We start from the raw sequence: 21,481 nt of genomic DNA, 5'->3' as shown, positions 1-21,481 counted from the left end.
CCCCTCCACCATGATCGACCCGAAGGTCATCCCACCCGGTCAGCCAACGCGACAGCGCCTGTCGCGCAGAGTGATCCGGAGGCGCTGAGCTCGGCGCGGCACATGATCCGCGCGGCGGTGGGGGCCTGGGGCGCCCAGGAACGTGCGGACGAGATCGAGCTGGCCGCCGACGAGCTGATGACCAACGCGCTGATGCACACGGACGGCGGAGCCGTGGTCACCGCGCGGATCCCACCGAGACATCCATGAGCTGGGTTCCCAGGGATCGACTCATGAATCGAGGCGGCGGAGTGAATCCTGCGAAGCTCGTGGCCGGGGGATTTCCGGGCGCTGCCCGCGCGTGACTACACCCTGTCGTCACTCCGGTCCGGCGGGACCTGGAGCGCGGTGGCGGCCGTCCCCTCGTCACGCCTGTCCGTGCGGGCCGCCGTGACGCGGGTCTGCGGTGCGGCGTGGGTCAGATGGATGGCCGTTGCCACCAGGCCGCGCCCGGCGGTCCACCGGCCGTGGAATTCACCGACGCGGACGCCCGCCACGAGCGGTCCCGGCACCAGAAGCCGCGCCCGGAAGGTCCGCTCGACCGGGCTGATGTCGATCTGCGCCTCGGAGAAGTCGAGTTCGCGTCCGGTGAGCGGGTACCACACCTTGAAGACGCTCTCCTTGGCGCTGAAGACGAGCCGGTCCCAGCTGATGCCGGGGTGCCGGGCGGTCAGCGAGCCGATCAGGGCGATCTCGTGCGGCAGCGCGATGGTGTCGAGCACGCCGTCGGGCAGCGGAGCGTCCGGCTCCGCGTCGATGCCGAGCGCGGCGGTCGTGTCGGACCGCGCCACGACCGCCGCGCGGTAGCCGTCGCAGTGCGTCATGCTGCCCACGATGCCCTGCGGCCACTGGGGCGCCCCGCGCCGGTTGGGCAGCAGCGGCACGGGCTGCTGTCCCAGGCTGCGCAGCGCACGCCTGGCCAGGAACCGTACGGTCGTGAACTCCTGCTGCCGCTTGGGCACCGAGCGCTCGATCAGCGCCATCTCCTGCGGGAACAGCTTGTCGTCCGGTGCGCGCGCGTCGTCGTACGCCACCTCGGCCGCCACCTCGGCGGGCAGCACCGAGCCGATCACCGGGCGGCCTGTCTGGCCGGTTCCGGCAGGATCTGGCGCAGCGGTGTCCGTGGCGGGCGCGCCCGCCACTCACGCGGATAACCGACCGACACCTCCTCGAAGCGCACCCCGTCGTGGCGGGTGACCCGGGGGATGTGGAGGTGGCCGTAGACGACGGCGGCGGCGCGGAAGCGCACATGCCAGTCGGCGGTCAGCTCCGTGCCGCACCACTGTGCGAACTGCGGGTAGTGCAGTACGCGGGTGGGGTCGCGGACCAGCGGATAGTGACTGACCAGGACCGTGGACAGCGACGGATCGACGGCCGACAGCCGGCGCTCGGTCTCCTCGACCCGGGACCGGCACCAGGCGTCCCTGCTGGGGTAGGGGTCGGGGTGCAGGAAGTACTCGTCGGAGCAGACCACGCCCGACTCGTGGGCGAGCCGCAGCGACTCCTCCTTCGTCGTGGCTCCGGGAGCCAGGAACGAGTAGTCGTAGAGGACGAACAGCGGCGCGACCACCACCGGCCCGCCGTCGCCCCTCCATACGGGGTAGGGGTCCTCGGGGGTGGATATGCCCAGTTCCCGGCAGAGCCGGACCAGCCGCAGATAACGCTCCTCGCCGCGCAGCTCGCACGGGTCCTGCGGGTGGGTCCACAGCTCGTGGTTGCCCGGAGCCCAGATCACCCGGGAGAACCGGCCGCTGAGCAGCCGCATCGCCCACTCGACGTCGGCGAACTTCTCGGCGACGTCGCCCGCGACGATCAGCCAGTCGTCGTCCGAGGCCGGGCGCAGTTTCTCGACCAGCGTGCGGTTGTCGTCGTACACGACATGGAGATCGCTCACGGCGAGGAGTTTTCCGGCAGGCACAGTACGGTCCTTATCGCTCATCGGTCGGGCTCGCTCACACAGGGTCGGGTTGGTGCGCCGATCCCGCCGGCAGGGCGCCCGCCACCGGCTGCCCGTCGTTCCCGGCGGGCCGGGCGGGGCCCTGGGTGCGGGCGTCGTACAGGCGGGCGTAGGCGCCCTGTTCACGGATCAGCTCGTCGTGAGTGCCGCGTTCGACGATCCTGCCCGATTCCATGACCACAATGACATCCGCGTCGCGGATGGTGGAGAGGCGGTGCGCGATGACGAAGCTGGTCCTGCCCTCACGCAGGGTGTTCATCGCGCGCTGGATCAGCACCTCGGTGCGGGTGTCGACGGAGCTCGTGGCCTCGTCGAGCACCAGCACCGCGGGCTTCGCGAGGAAGGCCCTGGCCACGGTGATCAGCTGTTTCTCGCCCGCGCTCACCCCGGCGGACTCGTCGTCCAGCACGGTGTCGTAGCCGTCCGGCAGCGTACGGATGAAACGGTCGGCGCAGGTGGCGCTCGCCGCGGCCACGATCTCCTCACGCGTCGCCCCGGCGCGGCCGTAGGCGATGTTCTCGGCGATCGAGCCGCCGAACAGCCAGGTGTCCTGGAGCACCAGACCGAACTGCGCGCGCAGGCCGTCGCGGGTCATCGTCGCGATGTCCGTGCCGTCGAGCAGGATCCGGCCCCGTCGACCTCGTAGAAGCGCAGCAGGAGATTGCCGAGCGTGGTCTTGCCGGCCCCGGTCGGGCCGACGATCGCCACCGTGCTGCCGGGTTCGACCGTCAGCGAGAGGTCCTCGATCAGCGGTCTGTCGGGGGAGTAGCGGAACGACACCCCCTCGAACTCCACCCGCCCGGCCGCCGCCTGGGCGCGCGCCGGACGCGAAGGGTCGGGGCTCTGCTCCTCGGCGTCGAGCAGGGTGAAGACCCGGGCGCCCGAGGCGATCCCGGACTGGAGACGGCCGGCCACCGCGGCGACCTGCACGATCGGCTGGCTGAACTGCCGGGAGTACAGGATGAACGCCTGTACGTCCCCGAGGGTCAGCTCGCCGCTGACCACTTTCCAGGCGCCCACCACGGCCACGGCCACGTAGCCGAGGTTGGCGATGAACATCATGGCGGGCTCGATGGTGCCCGAGGCGAACTGGGCCTTGGCGCCGGCCCGGAAGAGGACGTCGTTGAGCTTGTCGAACCGCTCCTCGGCCTGCTCGCGCCTGCCGAACCCCTTGATCAGGGAATGGCCCGTGTAGACCTCTTCCACTTGCGCGTTCATCGAGCCGTTGGCGTCCCACTGGTCCGTGAAGCGGGGCTGGGCGCGCTTGCTGATCCACGCGGCGAGCACCCCGGAGACCGGCACGCCGGCGAGCATGACCAGAGCGAGCGACGGCGAGACGACCAGCATCAGGACGAGCATGGTGATGATGGAGAAGACCGAGGTGATCAGCTCGGCCAGGGTCTGCTGGAGGGTCTGCTGGAGATTGTCGACGTCGTTGGTGGTGCGGCTCAGCACCTCGCCCGCGGGATTGCGGTCGAAGTGGCGCAGCGGCAGCCGCCCGAGCTTGTCCTGGGCCCTCTGCCGCAGGTCGAAGACCACCCGCTGGACGACGGCCGCGACCAGCCGGCCCTGCGCCAGCATGAACAGCGAGGCCGCGCCGTACAGCGCGAGCAGGATCAGCAGCAGCTGCCCGACCGCGTCGAAGTCGATGTCCGACCCGTCAAGGAGGGAGTCGAAGACCAGGTCGGTGGCCCTGCCGAGCAGGAGCGGACCGAACGCGTTGAGTACGATCCCGACGATTCCCACGAGGAGCGCGACGGCGATGCGGGGGCGGTGCGGGCGCAGCAGGCCGAGCAGGCGGCGGCCCGTGCCGCGCTTCTCGGGTTGCTCGGGGAGTGTCTTCACCGGCCCGCCGTTCGCCCGCGGGACGTGGTGCGCGGCGCCCGGTGCGCGAGCGCGCGGGAGACGGCGTCCGCCGTGTCCCGCGCGAGCGCGGACGGGGCGACGGCGTGGCGCGGGTGCGCACCGGGCGCCGCCGGCCGGGGGTGACTTCTCAGGCAGGCCCTACGGCCGTCCGGCGAGACCATGAACGGTCTCCTCCTCGGTGAGCTGGGAGAGGGCGATTTCGCGGTAGGTGGCGTTGTCGCGCAGCAGTTCGTCGTGGGTACCCGTGCCGACGACCCGGCCGGCGTCGAGGATCACGATGCGGTCGGCGTACTGGACCTGGGCGATCCGCTGGGCGACCGTGATCACGGTCGCCCCGGCGGTCTCCGGCGTCAGGGCGGTCCGCAGCGCGGCGTCCGTGGCGTGGTCGAGCGCGGAGAAGCAGTCGTCGAAGAGGTAGACGGCGGGCCGCCGCAGCAGGGTGCGCGCGATGGCGAGCCGCTGGCGCTGGCCGCCCGAGACGTTCGTGCCGCCCTGGGAGATCTCGGTGTCGAGCCCGTCGGGCATGTTCGCGACGAACGTATCGGCCTGGGCGATCCGCAGGACCCGCCACAACTCGTCGTCGGTGGCGTCCGGGTCGCCGAAGCGCAGATTGGTCGCGACGGTCCCGGAGAAGAGATACGGGCGCTGCGGGACGAAGCCCACGGTCCGGCCCAGGTCCTCGGGATTCAGCTCCCGGACGTCGACGCCGTTGACCCGCACCGAGCCCTCGGTGGCGTCGAACAGCCGCAGCACGAGGTTGAGCAGTGTCGTCTTGCCGCTGCCCGTGGAGCCGAGGATCGCCACGTTCTCCCCGGGACCGGCGCTCAGACCGATCCCCTGGAGCACCGGCTTCTCGGCGCCCGGGTAGCGGAACTCCGCGCCGCGCAGCTCTACATGGCCCGCCGCGTCCGACGCGGCAGGCACCGGCAGGGACGGCCGGACGACGCTCGGCGACGTCCCCACGACCTCCTGGACGCGCGCGGCGGACACCCGCGCGCGGGGCACCGAGAGGAACACGAACGCGACCATCACGACCGACATCAGGATCAGTGAGAGATACATCAGGAACGCGCTGAGCGCGCCGATGCGCATCGCCCCGCCGTCGATCCGGTGGGCGCCCGCCCAGAGGATCGCGACCGTGAAGGCGTTCATGAGGAGCAGTACCACGGGCAGCATCGACGCGATGAGGCGGCCGACCCGCTGCGAGACATCGAACAGCTCCGTGCTGGTACGGGCGAACCGCTCGCGCTCGTAGCCGTCCCGGACGAAGGAGCGCACCACGCGCACCCCGGTGATCTGCTCGCGCAGCATCCGGCCGAGCCGGTCCAGACCGGTCTGCATGCGGGCGTAGAGGGCGCCCATACGGGCCAGAAGCAGACCGAACGCCACGCCGACGACCAGCACCAGCAGCACCAGGATCAGCGCCAGCGGGACGTCCTGGCGGAGCGCCAGCACGACGCTGCCTAGACACATCAGGGGCGCGGCCACCACGATGCCGAAGCCCGACTGGGCCAGCGTCTGCACCTGCTGGACGTCGTTGACCGTGCGGGTCAGCAGCGACGGCGTTCCGAAGCGGCCCACCTCACGGGCGGAGAAGTCCAGCACCCGGCGGAAGACGACGGACCGGATGTCGCGTCCCATCGCCATCGCGGTGCGGGCGGCCAGGGACACCGCGCCGACCGCCGCGAGGACCTGGACGAAGGCCACCGCGACCATCAGGCCGCCGAGCCGGGCGATGTAGCCGTTGTCGCGGGCGACCACGCCGTTGTCGATCAGAGCCGCGCCCAGCGTCGGCAGCAGCAGCGTCCCGAGGATCTGGACCAGTTGCAGAAGGATCAGCAGCGCGACGGCGCGCCGGTACGGGCGCACATGGGTACGCAGAAGTCTCAGCAGCACGGAAAGACGCTCCGGTTGGCAGAGCCGGCCCGAACGCCGACGCACACAGTGCACCCCATCGCGGAGTCGAAAATTACTAGTGTTCTGCCCCTTCCGGCCTTCCGCGCGGGGCCCCGACTCGGAAATTCCCTAGTAAGCCCGGGATTTCTTGACACCGTGGCCGGCGGCTTGCGAGCGTGCCGATGTCTATCGTCCGGACATGAAGCGTATTCGATGCTGGGTCGTCGACCGAGCTGTGCGTTTGGGCGGTCTCTCCGTGGTCGAGAAGGGGTTCGTATGACCAAGCGTGCACTGATCACCGGTATTACCGGCCAGGATGGTTCTTATCTGGCCGAGCATCTCCTGGCCGAGGGTTATGAGGTCTGGGGGCTGAACCGAGGTCAGGCCAACCCGCGCAAGTCGAGGGTCAGCCGGCTCGTCTCCGAGCTCTCGTTCGTGGACGGCGACCTGATGGACCAGGGCAGCCTGGTCTCCGCCGTCGACACCGTGCAGCCCGACGAGGTCTACAATCTCGGCGCGATCTCGTTCGTGCCGATGTCGTGGCAGCAGGCCGAGCTGGTGACCGAGGTCAACGGCATGGGTGTGCTGCGTGTCCTGGAGGCCATCCGGATGGTGAGCGGCCTGAACGGCTCGCGCACCACCTCGGGCGGCCAGATCCGTTTCTACCAGGCGTCGTCCTCGGAGATGTTCGGCAAGGCCGCCGAGACTCCGCAGCGCGAGTCGACGCTGTTCCACCCGCGCAGCCCGTACGGCGCCGCCAAGGCGTACGGGCACTTCATCACCCGCAACTACCGTGAGTCCTTCGGGATGTACGCCGTCTCCGGCATGCTCTTCAACCACGAGTCCCCGCGCCGCGGCTCGGAATTCGTGACCCGGAAGATATCCCTGGCTGTCGCCCGCATCAAGCTCGGCTTCCAGGAGAAGCTGCACCTGGGGAACATCGACGCGGTACGCGACTGGGGCTTCGCCGGCGACTACGTCCGCGCGATGCACCTCATGCTCCGGCCCGACGAGCCGGACGACTACGTGATCGGCAGCGGCACCATGCACTCCGTGCGCGACGCGGTACGCATCGCCTTCGACCACGTGGGCCTGGACTGGCAGGACTACGTCGTCATCGACCCGGCGTTGGTGCGCCCGGCCGAGGTGGAGGTCCTCTGCGCCGACAGCGGGCACGCCCGCGCCCAGCTCGGCTGGAAGCCCACCGTCGACTTCCCCGAGCTGATGTGCATGATGGTCGATTCCGACCTGAATCAGGTCTCCCGGGAACACGAATACGGGGACCTTCTGCTGGCCTCCAACTGGTAGCCGTCCGAAGGGCCGCAAAGGACTAGGGAATTCCCGTCGCGGTTCGTACGACACTCGCCACATGGCTTCCTGCTGAACGGCTGCGAAGCCATGTGGATTTCCAATTTTTTCGTATTGCACGGCGAGCGCGAGATGCCCCCGCGTGATTCATGTTCGGCCACTGGCTGTCGAGATGGGTTGAGTTGAGATGGACAACGAACAGAAGCTCCGGGACTACCTCAAGCTTGCTACTGCGGACCTCCGGCGGACGCGGCAGCGCGTCAACGAGCTGGAGTCGGCGGCCCAGGAGCCGATCGCCATCATCGGCATGACGTGCCGCTACCCCGGCGGCGTCAGCAGCCCGGAAGACCTCTGGCGCCTGGTCGAAGCCGGTGAGAACGGCATCTCCGACTTCCCCGCCGACCGCGGCTGGGACACCGAGGCGCTCTCCGCGTCCAGTACCCGGTCCGGCGGCTTCCTCCACGACGCCCCCGACTTCGACGCCGACTTCTTCGGCATCTCGCCGCGCGAAGCCGTCGCCATGGATCCCCAGCAGCGGGTCGCGCTCGAATCGGCCTGGGAGGCCTTCGAGCGCGCGGGTATCGATCCGACCTCGGTCAAGGGCAGCCAGACCGGTGTGTTCATGGGCGCGATGGCCCAGGACTACCGGGTCGGCCCCGCCGACGGCGCGGAGGGGTTCCAGCTCACCGGCAACACCGGCAGCGTGCTGTCAGGACGCATCTCCTACACCTTCGGCACGGTCGGCCCCGCCGTCACCGTCGACACCGCCTGCTCCTCCTCCCTGGTGGCCGTCCACCTCGCCACCCAGGCGCTGCGCGCGGGGGAGTGCACCCTCGCACTGGCCGGCGGCGTCACCGTCATGTCCAGCCCCGGCACCTTCATCGAGATGGGCCGCCAGGGCGGCCTCTCCGCCGACGGACGCTGCCGCTCCTTCGGCGACACCGCCGACGGCACCGGCTGGGCCGAGGGCGTGGGCGTCCTCGTGCTCGAACGGCTCTCCGACGCCAGGCGCAACGGCCACGAGGTCCTCGCCGTCGTACGCGGCACCGCCGTCAACCAGGACGGCGCGTCCAACGGACTCACCGCCCCCAACGGCCCCTCCCAGCAGGAGGTCATCCGGCAGGCCCTGGTCAACTCCCGGCTCTCCGCGTCCGAGGTCGACGCCGTCGAGGCGCACGGCACCGGCACCACACTCGGTGACCCGGTCGAGGCACAGGCCCTGCTCGCGACCTACGGCCAGGGACGCGAAGAGGACCGGCCGCTGCTGCTCGGCTCCGTCAAGTCCAACATCAGCCACACCCAGGCCGCGGCCGGTGTCGCCGGTGTCATCAAGATGGTCATGGCCATGCGGCACGGAGTGCTGCCGCGGACCCTGCTGGCCGACGAGCCCTCGTCGCACGTCGACTGGTCGCAGGGTGCGGTCCGCATCCTCGACGAGAACCGCCCGTGGCCCGAGACCGGCGCGCCCCGGCGGGCCGGCGTCTCCTCGTTCGGCATCAGCGGCACCAACGCGCACACCATCGTCGAGCAGGCCCCGCCCGCCCCCGTGAGCGAGGACGACGACACGGTCACGCACCGGGGCCCGGTGCCGCTGCTGGTCTCCGGACGGACCCGCGAGGCGTTGCGCGCCCAGGCCGCCTCGCTGGCGGCCGCGCTGGAGTCCGGGCCCGCCGCGACCCCCCTGGACGTCGCCTACTCGCTGGCCACCACCCGCGCGGGCTTCGAGCACCGCGCCGTACTCATGGCCGCCGACCGCGACACGGCACTCGCCGGACTGACCGCGCTGGCCGAGGACCGCGAAGCCGCCGACCAGGTGCGCGGCGCCGCCCAGGGCGAGGGGAAGCTGGCGTTCCTCTTCACCGGCCAGGGCTCCCAGCGCCTGGGCGCCGGCCGTGAACTGCACGCCGCCTTCCCGGTCTTCGCCGACGCGCTGGACGCCGCCTTCGCCGCCCTGGACCCGCTGCTGGACCGCCCCCTGCACGAGGTGCTCTGGGGCGAGGACGCCGAGGCGCTGAACCGTACCGAGTACGCGCAGCCCGCGCTGTTCGCCGTCGAGGTCGCGCTGTACCGCCTGGTGGAGTCCTGGGGCGTCAAGCCCGACTACCTGACCGGCCACTCCATCGGTGAGATCACCGCCGCCCACGTCGCCGGAGTGCTCTCCCTGAGCGACGCGGCCGTGCTCGTCACCGCCCGAGGCCGCCTGATGCAGGCACTGCCGGCGGGCGGCGCGATGATCGCCGTACAGGCCACCGAGGGCGAGGTCGCCCCGCTGCTGGCCGGCCACCGGGACACCGTGTCCGTCGCCGCGGTCAACGGCCCCCGCTCGCTCGTCCTCGCGGGCGAGGAGGACGCGGTCGCCGAGATCGCCGCCCGCCTGGAGGCCGAGGGCCGCAGAACCAAACGCCTCGCCGTCTCGCACGCCTTCCACTCACCGCTCATGGAGCCGATGCTCGACGAGTTCCGCGCGGTCGTGTCGGGGCTGTCCCTCCAGGCCCCGCTGCTGCCGTTCGTCTCCAACCTCACCGGCGAGCCCGCCACCGTCGCGCAGGTCACCTCCGCCGACTACTGGGTGGACCACGTCCGCCGGGCCGTCCGGTTCGCCGACGGCATCGGCTGGCTCACCGGCCACGGCGTCACCACCTTCCTCGAACTCGGCCCCGACAGCGTCCTGTCCGCGATGACCCAGGACTGCCTGGATGCCGCCGCAGCCGACGGATCCACCGCGCTCCCCACCCTTCGCGCCGGCCGCTCCGAGACCCACGCCCTCACCACCGCGCTGGCCGGGCTGTACGTACGCGGCACCGCCGTCCGCTGGACGGAGTACTTCGCCGGCACCGGCGCCCGCCGCCACGACCTGCCCACCTACGCCTTCCAGCGCCGCAGGTACTGGCCCAAGGGCGGCGCCCAGAGCCAGTCGGCCGACCTGCGCGCGGCCGGGCTCGGCGCCGCGCACCACCCGCTGCTCGCCGCCGCCGTCTCGCTCGCCGACTCCGAGGGCGTGCTGCTCACCGGCCGCCTCTCGCTCCAGTCCCACCCGTGGCTCGCCGACCACGCCGTGCGCGGCATCACGCTGCTCCCCGGCACCGCCTTCCTCGAACTCGCCGTCCGCGCGGGTGACGAGGTCGGCTGCGACCGGGTCGAGGAGCTGACCCTGGCCGCGCCCCTGGTCCTGCCCGAGCAGGGCGGCATCCAGGTCCAGCTGTGGATCGGCAACCCCGACGACTCGGGCCGCCGCACGGTCGACATCTACTCCCGGCCCGAGGAGAGCGACGAGAACGCCTGGACCCGGCACGCCACCGGCGTACTGGCCGTCGACGAGCAGACCGCCGGGCACGGCGCCGGATTCGACGCCGCGCAGTGGCCCCCCGCCGGGGCCCGGCCCGTGTCCGTCGAGGGCGTCTACGACCGGCTGGCCGAGGAGGGCTTCGCCTACGGCCCGGTCTTCCAGGGTCTGCGGGCCGTCTGGCGGCACGACGGCGACGTCTACGCCGAGGTCGCACTGCCCGAGGGCGGCGACACCGGAGCGGACACGTTCGGACTGCACCCCGCACTGCTGGACGCCGCGCTGCACGCCGCGTCCTTCGTCGAGCTCGGCGCGGACAGCCGCGGCGGGCTGCCCTTCTCCTGGGAGGGCGTGTCCCTGCACGCCACCGGAGCCACCGCACTGCGGGTGCGGCTGACTCCGGCCGGCGAGGACTCGATCGCGATCCAGGTCGCCGACGCCTCCGGCGCGCCCGTGGTCTCCGTGGAGTCGCTGGTGCTGCGGGCGGTCGCCGCCCAGCAGCTCGACTCCGCCGCCACGGCCGCGCGTGACGCGCTGTTCGGCCTGGACTGGGTGTCCGTACGGCAGGGGGCGACCGCTCCCGAGTCCGTCGCCCTGGTCGGCCCCGACGCGTTCGGACTCGTCGGGCACGGGGCGCTCACCGCCGCCGCGTACCGGGATCTGACGGAGCTGGCGGCGGCCGACGGGCCCGTGCCCGCCGTCGTCCTGGTGACCCTCGACGGCAGGACCGGCGCCGACGTGGCGCGGTCCGCCCACACACTGACGGCCGAAGCCCTGGCATCCGCGCAGTCCTGGCTCGCCGACGAGCGGTTCGCCGCGTCACGGCTGGTGTTCGTGACGCGCGGCGCGGTCGGTGGCACCGACGTGGCCGCGGCCGCGGTGTGGGGCCTGGTGCGGTCGGCGCAGTCGGAGAATCCGGGCTGCTTCGGCCTGGTGGACCTCGATCCGGTGGGGCCGGTCGTCCTGCCGTTGCCGGCGCTGGACCTGGACGAGCCGCAGACGATCGTGCGCGACGGCGGCGTCCTGGCCGGGCGGCTGGTGCGCAGGGCGCTGGGCGAGATCGCCGCCGACCCGGTGTGGGACGGCGACGGCAGTGTCCTGATCACGGGTGGTACGGGTGGTCTCGGCGCGGTGATGGCCCGCCACCTGGTCACGGAGCACGGTGCGCGCCGTCTGCTGCTGGTGAGCCGCCGGGGTGCGGACGCCGACGGCGCCGAAGCCCTGGTGGGCGAGTTGACGGAGCTGGGCGCGGAGGTCTCGGTCGAGGCGTGCGACGTCGCCGACCGGGACGCGCTGGCCGACCTGCTGGCACGTCACACCGTCTCCGCGGTGATCCACACCGCCGGTGTGCTGGACGACGGTGTGCTGGGCTCGCTGACGCCGGAGCGGCTGGACGCGGTCCTGCGGCCCAAGGCCGACGCGGCGTGGAACCTGCACGAACTGACACAGGACCACGCCCTTACCGCGTTCGTGGTCTTCTCCTCCGTCGCCGGCGTCATCGGCAGCGGGGGTCAGGGCAACTACGCGGCAGGAAACGCCTTCCTGGACGCGCTGATGGAGCGCCGCAGGGCCGAGGGACTGCCGGGCCTGTCCCTGGCCTGGGGCCCGTGGGACCGCACCGGCGGCATGACGGGCACCCTGGCCGAGACCGAGGCGGACCGGCACGCCCGCTCCGGCGTGCGGGCGCTGACGCCCGAGCAGGGCGTGGCGCTCTTCGACGTGGCGCAGTCCACTTCGGAGCCCGTCGTCGTACCCGTGCGGCTGGACCTCCCGACATTGCGCGCGCGGGGCGAAGTCCCGCCGCTGCTGCGCTCGTTGATCCGCACCCGTACCCGCCGTGCCTCCGTCGCCGGATCGAGCACGGCCAGTGGCCTCGTGCAGAAGCTGAACCGGCTGGAGACGGAGGAGCGTCTCGACCTGCTGCTCGACCTCGTGCGCGGCCAGACCGCCCTCGTCCTGGGCCACGCGGGCGGCGAGGACATCGACCCCGGGCGTGCCTTCCGTGAGCTGGGCTTCGACTCGCTCACCGCGGTCGAGCTCCGCAACCGGCTCAACACCGTGACCGGGCTGCGGCTGCCCGCCACGCTGGTCTTCGACTACCCGACCGTGCGGAGCCTGGTCGGATACATCCTCGAAGAACTGCTCGGTGCCGAGGTGGCCGTGGCGCTGCCCGCGGCCGGACGCGGCGCCGCGGAGGCGGACGACCCGATCGTGGTCGTGGGGATGAGCTGCCGCTATCCGGGCGGCGTGACCTCGCCCGAGGACCTGTGGCGACTGGTCACCGAGGGCGCGGACGTCATATCCGGCTTCCCGACCAACCGCGGTTGGGACATCGAGTCGCTCTACCACCCAGACCCGGACCACGCCGGTACGGCGTACACGCGCTCGGGCGGCTTCCTGCACGACGCGGGTGAGTTCGATCCCGCGTTCTTCGGGATGAGCCCGCGCGAGGCGCTGGCGACGGACTCGCAGCAGCGGTTGCTGCTCGAAGCGTCGTGGGAGGCGATCGAGCGGGCCGGCATGGACCCGGTGACGCTCAAGGGCAGTGCGACCGGCGTGTTCGCCGGTGTGATGTACAGCGACTACGGCGCGGTGCTGGCCGCCCCCGAGTTCGAGGGCTTCCGCGGCAGCGGCAGCTCGGCGAGTCTGGCGTCGGGCCGGGTGTCGTACACCCTCGGTCTCGAGGGGCCGGCGGTGACGGTGGACACGGCGTGCTCGTCGTCGCTGGTGGCGATGCACTGGGCGATGCAGGCCCTGCGCAGCGGGGAGTGCTCGCTGGCGCTGGCCGGCGGCGTGACCGTGATGTCGACGCCGACGGTGTTCGTGGACTTCTCCCGGCAGCGCGGTCTTTCGGCCGACGGCCGGTGCAAGGCGTTCTCCGAGTCGGCCGACGGTGTCGGCTGGTCCGAGGGCGTGGGCATGCTGGTGCTGGAGCGGCAGTCGGACGCGTTGCGCAACGGACACGAGATCATGGCCGTGGTGCGCGGCAGCGCGGTCAACCAGGACGGTGCGTCCAACGGCCTGACCGCGCCCAACGGCCCGTCGCAGCAGCGGGTGATCCGCCAGGCGCTGGCCAGTGGCGGGCTGTCGGCCGAGGACGTGGACGTGGTCGAGGCGCACGGCACCGGCACGTCGCTGGGTGACCCGATCGAGGCGCAGGCGCTGCTGGCGACGTACGGGCGCGACCGCGACCCGGAGCGTCCGCTGCTGCTGGGTTCGGTGAAGTCGAACATCGGCCACACACAGGCTGCGGCCGGTGTGGCGGGTGTCATCAAGATGATCATGGCAATGCGCCACGGTGTGCTGCCGCAGACGCTGCACGTCGACGCCCCGTCCTCGCACGTGGACTGGACGGCGGGCGCGGTCGAGCTGCTGACCGAGCCGACCCCCTGGCCCGAGACCGGCCGCCCCCGCCGCGCCGGCGTCTCCTCCTTCGGCATCAGCGGCACCAACGTCCACACCATCGTCGAACAGGCCCCGGCCGCCACCGCCCCGGAGCGCACCACCCCGGGCCACGCCCCCGCGACCACGCCGTGGCTGATCTCGGGCCGGACCCGCGCCGCCCTGCGCGGCCAGGCGTCACGCCTGCTCTCCTACGTGCAGGCGCACCCCGAACTCGACCTGTTGGACGGGGCGTTCTCCCTCGCCACCACCCGCACCCGGTTCGACCAGCGGGCCGCCGTGCTCGCCGGGGACCGCGCCGGGCTGCTGCGTTCCCTCACCGCACTGGCCACCGACCGCCCCGACGCCGGGGTGATCGAGGGCGAGGCGACCCGGCGCGGCCGGACCGCGATGCTCTTCACCGGCCAGGGCAGCCAGCGCGCCGCCATGGGGCGCGAACTCTACGAGCGCTTCCCGATGTTCGCCGAGGCCCTCGACGCGGTCTTCGCCGACCTCGACCCGCTGCTCGACCGCCCCCTGCGCGAGGTGCTGTTCGCGGCCGACGGCACGGACGAGGCCGCCCTGCTGGACACGACCGGCTGGACCCAGCCCGCGCTGTTCGCCGTCGAGGTCGCGCTGTTCCGTCTCGTACGGTCCTGGGGCATCAAGCCGGACTTCGTCGCCGGCCACTCCATCGGCGAGCTCGCGGCGGCCCACGCCGCCGGCGTCCTGTCGCTCACGGACGCCTGCACCCTGGTCGCCGCCCGCGCCAAGCTGATGCAGGCGCTGCCCACGGGCGGCGCGATGGTCGCCGTCCAGGCCACCGAGGACGAGGTCACCCCGCTGCTGGCCGGCCGCGAGGACGCCGTGGCGATCGCCGCCGTCAACGGACCCGACTCCGTCGTCGTCTCCGGCGACGAGGACGCCGTCCTGGGGATCGCCGCCGCGTTCGACGAGCTCGGGCGCAAGACCAAGCGCCTGCGGGTGAGCCATGCCTTCCACTCGCCGCGCATGGCCGCAATGCTCGACGCGTTCCGCACCGTTGTCGAAGGACTCACCTTCCACGCACCGCGCATCCCGTTGGTCTCCAACCTGACCGGCGCCCTGGCCACCGACGAGCAGGTGTGCTCGGCCGAGTACTGGGTCACCCACGTCCGCGACACCGTCCGCTTCGCCGACTGCGTCCGCACCCTGCGCGACGCCGGCACGACCACCTTCCTGGAACTGGGCCCCGACGGCCCGCTGTCCGCCATGGCCCAGGACACCCTCGGCGACACGTACGACGCCGAACTCGTCCCGCTCTGCCGCGCCGACCGCGGCGAGGAACTGGCCGTCACCACCGCGCTCGCCCGGCTCCAGGTCCAAGGCGTCACGGTGGACTGGACGGCCTACTTCGCCGACAGCGGCGCCCGCCGCGTCGACCTGCCCACCTACGCCTTCCAGCACGAGTTCTACTGGCCGCAACTGCCCGCCGCAGCCGCCGCCCCGAACGGCGCCGACCCCGCCGACCAGCGGCTGTGGGCCGCCGTCGAGCGCGGCGACGCCGACGAGCTGGCCGCCATCCTCGGCCTGGGCGAGCAGGAGCACGACTCCCTCGGCTCCCTGCTGCCCGCGCTGACCTCCTGGTGGCGCGGCAAGCAGGAGAAGTCCCGGCTGGACGCGCTGCGCTACCGTGTCGAATGGGCGCAGCTCAACAAGCCCGCCGCCCCGGTCCTCGACGGCACCTGGCTGCTCGTCACCGGTGGCGCCGAGGACGCCGGGGGCGCCGGCGAGCTCGTCGAGCAGCTGGCGAACACCCTGAGCGCGCACGGCGCGCGGGTGCACCGCCTCGCCCTGGACGCCGCGTGTGCCGACCGGCGGGTGCTCGCCGCCCGGCTCGAAGCCACCGAAGGCTTCGACAGCGCGGCCAACGTGCTCTCCCTGCTCCCGCTGGACGAGCGCCCCTCCGGCGCGTACGCGCCGCTCAGCCACGGCCTCACCCTGACGCTCGCACTCGTCCAGGCACTCCACGACACGGGATCCCACGGACGGCTGTGGACGGCCACCTGCGGCGCCGTGTCCACCGGGCCCGCCGATCCCCTCACCCACCCCGCGCAGGCCGCGGCCTGGGGGCTCGGGCGGACCGCGGCCCTGGAGCACCCGCGGCTCTGGGGCGGGCTCGTCGACCTGCCCGAGACGCTCGGCGAGCGGACCGCGCAGCGCCTCGCCGGCGTCCTCGCCGTCAAGCACGCCCCCGACGGCGAGGACCAGGTGGCGCTCCGCGCGGGCGGGGCCCTGGGCCGCCGTCTCGTCCGGCACGCCGCCGAAACCCTTTCCGCCACCGATGAGTTCACCGCCCGCGGCACCGTGCTGGTGACCGGCGGCACCGGTGGCCTCGGCGCGGAGGTCGGCCGCTGGCTGGCCCGCTCCGGCGCCGAGAACCTCATCCTCACCAGCCGCCGCGGCCCGGACGCCCCCGGCGCCGACGCCCTGCGCGCCGAACTGGAGGAGCTGGGCGCCCGCGTCGGGATCGTCGCCTGCGACGCCGCCGACCGGGACGCGCTGGCCGCCGTGCTGGCCGCCGTCCCGGACGAACTGCCCCTGACCGGCGTGGTGCACACCGCGGGCGTCGGCCAGTACGGCCCCCTCGACGGGCTGACCCCCGCCGAGTTCGCCGAACTCACCTCCGCGAAGCTCGCGGGCGCCGCACACCTCGACGAGTTGCTCGGGGACCGCGAACTCGACCTGTTCGTCCTCTTCGGCTCCATCGCCGGCGTCTGGGGCAGCGGCGGCCAGAGCGCCTACGGCGCCGCCAACGCCTACCTCGACGCCCTCGCCGAGCACCGGCGCGCCCGCGGACTGGCCGCCACCTCCGTCGCCTGGGGCCCCTGGGCCGAAGCGGGCATGGCCACCGACGAGGCGGTCTCCGGCGCCCTGCAGCGCCAGGGACTCGGCCTCCTGGAGCCGGCCCTCGCGGTGGCCGAACTGCGGCGCGCCGTCGTCCAGGGCGACACCACCGTCACCGTCGCCGACGTCGACTGGGACCGCTACGCACCGGTGTTCACCTCGGCCCGCCCCAGCGCGCTGCTCGACGGCCTGCCGGAGGTCCGGGCACTGGCCGACGCGGCAGGCGCCGCCGACACCGGCGACACCTCCGAGTTCGTCACACGGGTACGCGCCCTCTCCGAGCCCGAGCAGACCCGGCTCCTGTCCGACCTCGTACGCAGCGAGGCCGCCGTCGTCCTCGGCCACGGCTCCGCGGACAGCGTCCCCGAGGGACGCGCCTTCCGGGACATCGGCTTCGACTCACTGACCGCCGTCGAACTGCGCAAGCGCCTGGCCGCCACCACCGGCCTCACCCTGCCCAGCACCATGGTCTTCGACTACCCGACTCCGCTGGAGCTGGCGCAGTACCTCCTGGCCGAGATCCTCGGCGCCGTCCTCGACGTGGCCGGGCCGGTCGCCACCGGCGCCGCCGACGACGAACCCATCGCCATCATCGGGATGGGCTGCCGCTTCCCCGGCGGAGCCGACTCGCCCGAGCAGCTGTGGGACCTGCTCACCGACGGCGCGGACGCCGTGTCGGACTTCCCCGTCAACCGCGGCTGGGACACCGAGGGCCTCTTCGACCCGGACCCGGACCGGCAGGGCAAGACCTACTCCACCCTCGGCGGCTTCCTGCACGAGGCCGACGCGTTCGACCCGACGTTCTTCGGCATCTCCCCGCGCGAGGCACTGGTGATGGACCCCCAGCAGCGGCTGCTGCTGGAGACCACCTGGGAGACCTTCGAGCGCGCCGGGATCGACCCCGCCGCAGCCCGCGGAAGCCTCACCGGCACCTTCATCGGCTCCAGCTACCAGGACTACGGGCTGGGCGCCGGCGACGGCGCCGAGGGCCACATGGTCACCGGCAGCATCCCCAGCGTCCTGTCCGGACGCATCTCCTACGTCATGGGCCTCGAAGGCCCCGCCGTCACCGTCGACACCGCCTGCTCCTCGTCCCTGGTCGCGCTGCACCTGGCCTGCCAGTCGCTGCGCAACGGGGAGTCCACGCTCGCCGTCGCGGGCGGCGCCACGATCATGACCACCCCCGCCCCCTTCATCGCCTTCAGCCGCCAGCGGGCCCTCGCCCAGGACGGCCGCTGCAAGGCGTTCTCCGACGAGGCGGACGGCATGACCCTCGCCGAGGGCGTCGGCATCCTGCTGGTCGAACGGCTCTCCGACGCCCGGCGCAACGGACACCCCGTCCTCGCGGTGATCCGCGGCTCGGCGATCAACCAGGACGGCGCGTCCAACGGACTCACCGCCCCCAACGGGCCCGCCCAGCAGCGGGTGATGCGCCAGGCCCTGGCCAACGCCCGCCTGGCCCCCTCGGACATCGACGTCGTGGAGGCGCACGGAACCGGTACGCCCCTGGGCGACCCGATCGAGGCGCAGGCCCTGCTGGCGACGTACGGGCGCGACCGCGACCCGGAGCGCTCGCTGCTGCTCGGCTCGGTCAAGTCGAACATCGGCCACACCCAGTCCGCCGCCGGTGTCGCCGGCGTCATCAAGATGGTCATGGCGCTGCGCCACGGCCTGCTGCCCAGGACCCTGCACGCCGACAACCCGTCCTCGCACGTGGACTGGGACTCCGGCTCCGTGCGGCTGCTGCACGAGGCCGTGGAGTGGCCCGAGACCGGCCGGCCCCGCCGTGCCGCGGTCTCCTCGTTCGGCATCAGCGGCACCAACGCCCACACCCTGATCGAGCAGGCGCCCCCCGCCGACGAGCCCGAGGCGTCCCCCGCCGCCGAGCCCATGCCGGTGGCCGGCGGCGTCGTACCGTGGACCGTCTCGGCGAAGACCGCAGCCGCGCTGCGCGCGCAGGCGGCCCGGCTCGTGTCGCACCTGGAGACCGCGAGCCCCTCGCCGCGCCCGCTCGACGTCGGATACTCGCTCGTCTCCTTCCGCGCGGTCTTCGAACACCGCGCGGTGATGGTCCCCGCCGAGGACACCGACCCGATGGACGCCCTGCGCGCCGTCGCGGCCGACGGACCGTCCGCCGTGGTGGCCCGCGGGACCGCCGACGTCGAGGGCAGGACCGTCTTCGTCTTCCCCGGCCAGGGCTCTCAGTGGGTGGGCATGGGAGCCCAACTGCTGACCGAGTCACCGGTCTTCGCCGAGCGGATCGCCGAATGCGCCGCGGCCATCGGCGAGTTCGTGGACTGGTCGCTCATCGACGTGCTCCAGGGCAAGGAGGGCGCGCCCACCCTGGAGCGCGTCGACGTCGTACAGCCCGCCTCGTTCGCGGTCATGGTGTCGCTGGCCGCCCTGTGGCGCTCCCGCGGCGTCGAGCCCGCCGCCGTCGTCGGCCACTCGCAGGGCGAGATCGCCGCGGCCGTCGTCTCCGGCGCGCTGTCCCTCCAGGACGGCGCCCGGGTCGTGACCCTGCGCAGCCAGGCCATCGGCCGCACCCTGGCCGGCCATGGCGGGATGATATCGGTGGCGCTACCGGTGGAGCAGCTGGAGAGCCGTCTCGACGCCTGGCAGGGCCGGGTGTCCGTCGCCGCCGTCAACGGACCGCGCTCGGTCGTCGTCTCCGGCGAACCCGAGGCGCTGGACGGGCTGTCGGACGAGCTGACCGCCGACGAGGTACGCGTGCGGCGGATCGCCGTGGACTACGCCTCGCACTCCGCGCAGGTCGAGAACCTCCACGGCGAACTCCTCGACGTACTCGCGCCGATCGCCCCGCGCACCGGCGACGTCCCGTTCTTCTCCACGACGACCGGCGACTGGCTGGACACCGCGGGAATGGACGCGGGCTACTGGTTCCGCAACCTGCGCCAGAGGGTCCTGTTCGCCGACGCCGTGCACGATCTGCTGGAGGCCGGGCACCGCGCCTTCATCGAGGTCAGCTCGCACCCCGTACTGACCATGGCCGTGCAGGACATGATCGACGAGTCGGCCGAACCGGGCGTCGCCACCGGCACGCTGCGCCGGGACCAGGGCAGCGTGTCCCGCTTCCTGCTCTCGGCGGCCGAGGTCTTCGTCCGCGGCGTCGACGTCGACTGGGCAGGGATCTTCGAGGACTCCGGAGCCCGCCGGGTCGACCTTCCCACCTACGCGTTCCAGCACGAACAGCTCTGGGCCATCCCTCCCGTCGCCGAGCCGGCGGTGGCCACCGACCCCGCCGACGCCGAGTTCTGGGCCGCCGTGGAGCAGGAGGACGTCTCCGCGCTCACCTCCGCCCTGGGCACGGACGAGAACTCCGTGGCCGCGGTCCTGCCGGCCCTCTCGACGTGGCGCAGGTCCCGCAAGGACCGCTCCACTGTCGACTCCTGGCGCTACCGGGTGTCCTGGAGCCCCGTCGGCACCGTCCCGCAGCGGTCGCTGTCCGGCACCTGGCTGCTGGTCGGCGCCGAAGGCCACGACCGCGACACGGACGAGGTCGCCGACGCACTGAGCGGCCAGGGCGCCGCGGTCACCCGCCTCGTCCTGGACGGGACGTGCGTGGACCGCGCGGTGCTCGCCGAACGGCTGGCCGGCGCCGGGGAGATCACCGGTGTCGTCTCCACGCTCGCCCCCGCCGAGGAGCCGGACGAGCGCACCCCCGTGCTGCCGCTCGGCCTGGCCCTGACCGTCTCCCTGGTCCAGGCCCTGGGCGACGCCGGAATCGAGGCACCGCTGTGGTTCCTCACCCGGGGCGCGGTCTCCACCGGCCGCTCCGACGAGATCACGTCCCCCACCCAGGCCCTGGTCACCGGCGTCGGCTGGACCACCGCACTGGAGCACCCGCAGCGCTGGGGCGGCGTCGTCGACCTGCCGCGCGAACTCGACCAGCGCGCCGCCGGACGGCTTGCGTCCGCTCTGTCCGGCGCACTGGGCGACGAGGACCAGCTCGCCGTCCGCGCCTCCGGGGTCTTCACCCGGCGCATCGTCCGCGCCGCGGCCGGCGGCGGGCAGGGCCCGGCCCGCGACTGGACGCCGCGCGGCACCACCCTGATCACCGGCGGCTCGGGCACGCTCGCCCCGCACCTGGCCCGCTGGCTGGCCGGGCGGGGCGCCGAGCACCTGGTGCTGATGAGCCGCCGGGGCGCGGACGCCCCGGGCGTGGCCGAACTCGTCGCGGAACTCACCGCGTCGGGCACCGAGGCCGAGGCCGTCGCGTGCGACGTCACCGACCGCGACGCCGTCGCCGCTCTCCTCGCCCAGCTCAAGGCGGAGGGCCGCACCGTGCGCACGGTCGTGCACACCGCCGCGCTCATCGAGCTGTACTCGCTGGCCGAGACCACCATGGACGCCTTCTCCCGCGTCCTGGACGCCAAGGTGACCGGCGCCCGGGTCCTGGACGAACTCCTCGACCACGAGGACCTGGACGACCTGATCCTCTACTCGTCCACCGCCGGCATGTGGGGCAGCGGGGCGCACGCCGCCTACGTGGCAGGCAACGCCTACCTCGCGGCGCTCGCCGCCCACCGCCGCGCCCGCGGCCTGCGCGCCACCTCGCTCTCCTGGGGCATCTGGGCCGACGACATCAAGGCCGGCCGCGTCGACCCGCAGATGATCCGCCGCAGCGGCCTGGAGTTCATGGACCCGCAGCTGGCGCTGAGCGGACTGAAGCGGGCCCTGGACGACGACGAGACGGCGGTCGCGGTCGCCGACGTCGACTGGGCGACGTACCACCCCGTCTACACCTCCAGCCGCCCCACGAACCTCTTCGCCGAGATCCCCGAGGTCCGGGCCCTGACCGAGGCCGCCGAGCAGAGCACCGGCACCGTGGTGGAGGGCGAGTT

General features: G+C 72.8%; 5 protein-coding genes and 2 pseudogenes (1 of these 7 only partly in view). 3 read left to right on the top strand and 4 right to left on the bottom strand.

Translation table 11 applies throughout. The features are described from left to right. Window positions 1-60: 60 nt before the first annotated feature. Window positions 61-231, top strand: a pseudogene (locus tag BN1555_RS38365) (ATP-binding protein); the annotation flags it as partial. A gap of 113 nt (window positions 232-344) precedes the next feature. Here the strand turns inward: BN1555_RS38365 and BN1555_RS00095 are convergent. The 4 genes and pseudogenes from BN1555_RS00095 to BN1555_RS00080 all read right to left on the bottom strand — a co-directional run bounded on the left by BN1555_RS00095 (window position 345) and on the right by BN1555_RS00080 (window position 5,758). After that, window positions 345-1,112 carry a 4'-phosphopantetheinyl transferase family protein gene (locus tag BN1555_RS00095; protein WP_093796805.1) on the bottom strand — a complete coding sequence of 256 codons (768 nt, stop codon included), beginning with the start codon at window positions 1,110-1,112 and terminating at the stop codon, window positions 345-347. Beyond that, a complete protein-coding gene (locus BN1555_RS00090) occupies window positions 1,109-1,978 on the bottom strand; it encodes a metallophosphoesterase family protein (RefSeq protein WP_176709893.1) in 870 nt (289 codons plus the stop codon). The genes BN1555_RS00095 and BN1555_RS00090 overlap by 4 nt, the downstream gene beginning before the upstream one ends. A gap of 13 nt (window positions 1,979-1,991) precedes the next feature. Further along, window positions 1,992-3,841: pseudogene (locus tag BN1555_RS00085) on the bottom strand (ABC transporter ATP-binding protein). A 159-nt stretch (window positions 3,842-4,000) separates the two neighbouring features. Then, window positions 4,001-5,758: an ABC transporter ATP-binding protein gene (locus tag BN1555_RS00080; protein WP_093796801.1), complete on the bottom strand. Its 1,758-nt coding sequence runs from the start codon at window positions 5,756-5,758 to the stop codon at window positions 4,001-4,003. A gap of 276 nt (window positions 5,759-6,034) precedes the next feature. Here BN1555_RS00080 and BN1555_RS00075 point away from each other — a divergent pair, with 276 nt between their 5' ends. Next, the gene (locus BN1555_RS00075) at window positions 6,035-7,066 is read left to right on the top strand and encodes a GDP-mannose 4,6-dehydratase (RefSeq protein WP_093796799.1); all 1,032 of its coding nucleotides are present in this window, start codon (window positions 6,035-6,037) and stop codon (window positions 7,064-7,066) included. Between the two features lie 187 nt (window positions 7,067-7,253). Then, window positions 7,254-21,481 carry the start of a type I polyketide synthase gene (locus tag BN1555_RS00070; protein ID WP_093796797.1) on the top strand. The gene runs 14,236 nt beyond the window's last position, so the window shows 14,228 of its 28,464 coding nt (coding positions 1-14,228); it begins with the start codon at window positions 7,254-7,256; the stop codon falls past the right edge of the window.

Origin of the sequence: Streptomyces sp. Wb2n-11, assembly GCF_001049855.1 — a bacterium.
GTDB classification, from domain to species: Bacteria; Actinomycetota; Actinomycetes; order Streptomycetales; family Streptomycetaceae; genus Streptomyces; species Streptomyces altiplanensis.
The sequence above is the reverse complement of the archived record's forward strand: the minus strand, read 5'-3'. Positions and strand labels throughout refer to the sequence as shown.